Raw genomic sequence first — 1,374 nt, 5'->3', positions numbered from 1 at the left:
CGGCTGGGACGGAAGTCGCTGTCGTTCTCAAAATCGGTGGAGCTGCATGACAAAGTCATCGGGCATTATCTGAACATAAAACACTATCAATAAGTTGGAGTCATTACCGGCGCTGAGTTGCGAACAGCAACCGTTGCCATCAAACAGATTCGTATTGATAAAAATGGAACGTACTGGATTAGGCCTGTTAATAATCTGCATGTGCGATTCTTTCCGGGCTGGAAATCAACGGAACATTTAACGGACTATCAATGTAAGGGGGATGATTATGGCTTACGGAGTGCAACTGTTCGACGCTAAGGGGAATGAACTGGTAGGGCGATTCAACCCCACTTTTGTGGCAGCCGTTATCACTTCGCCGGCGTCCGGCTCTAAGGCTTATCCGGTCGTTGAGGGGAAAACTCTGGTCGCAGATCCGCAAAACATCTTTACGCCAAGCGGTACAAAAGGGCAAACACCGGCAACGGCGACAGTCGTGAACGGCACTGTTACCTGGTCTAACGCATCAGTGAATCAGCCAATATTGGTCATGTATAAATGAGTTACGGTATAAAAATATTCCGGGATGATGGCAGCCTATTTATCAGCCCGGAAGTCACCCCAATGAATTTTATCACCCGGTATAGATTTACTGGGCCTACCACTTTTCACACCGATATACCCGCAACAGCCAACGTAATTTCTTTTATCAGGAACGATAATGTAAACGGGGCTGCATATGTAATCCCAAAGGCCGTTAATGGGAAATGGGATTTAGCCCTGAACGGCAATAATAATGGGGGATATGTTTATGTATTCGCAAACATTGTTCCTATCACGTCGGGTGTTGGCCTCGCAGTTTATAACGCCGCCGGGGAAATGACCTGGAACACCGATTGTCTCCCTTTGGAATTAAATTTCGTTAATAACCCGTGGAACGGATCCGGGTCGGGGGCTGGGGCCAACTATGACGTAAACGTAGGGCTACCGGCGGCAGTGGTTTCTGGGATGAGTTCAAACTTTTTGATCCCATTGGACCCAGGCACCACGCTATATATTTACGGAACGCTTACCGCCAGGGCGTACGGTAACATTGTGGGTGGGCGTGAGATTTACAGCGAGCAGATCGACGGGCAGCCACCTACACCACGTTTTAAAAAGCAGTATATCTACATCGATACACGGCTTTATTCATAACATTTTTCCCATCAAAAATTCTAAACCTCGCTTTAGCGGGGTTTTTTATTGTCAAAATTCAGGAGCCACTAGGCTTTGTTGAATGACCTGCTCCCCGTTGATTAGTACACCCCGATGTTAGTAATGTCTTCATAAGCCACATGAGGACATCCCCATGAAGAAGCGTTTTTCCGACGAACAGATCATCAGTATTCTCCG

General features: G+C 47.2%; 3 protein-coding genes. All 3 read left to right on the top strand.

Translation table 11 applies throughout. The features are described from left to right. Positions 1-93 (top strand): IS1 family transposase (locus FHC49_RS17585; protein WP_000306640.1); only part of this gene is annotated, 93 nt, incomplete at its 5' end. A gap of 175 nt (positions 94-268) precedes the next feature. Next, entirely contained in the window at positions 269-541 is a 273-nt protein-coding gene (locus FHC49_RS17580) for a hypothetical protein (protein WP_220440454.1), read from the top strand. Beyond that, the gene (locus FHC49_RS17575) at positions 538-1,176 is read left to right on the top strand and encodes a hypothetical protein (RefSeq protein ID WP_220440453.1); all 639 of its coding nucleotides are present in this window, start codon (positions 538-540) and stop codon (positions 1,174-1,176) included. Before FHC49_RS17580 ends, FHC49_RS17575 begins: the two co-directional genes overlap by 4 nt. Positions 1,177-1,374: the final 198 nt, after the last annotated feature.

Source organism: Kluyvera sp. EC_51 (assembly GCF_019584505.1).
Classification (GTDB): Bacteria; Pseudomonadota; Gammaproteobacteria; order Enterobacterales; family Enterobacteriaceae; genus Kluyvera; species Kluyvera sichuanensis.
Note: the sequence above shows the minus strand (reverse complement) of the source record. Positions and strands in the feature narration are given on the sequence as shown.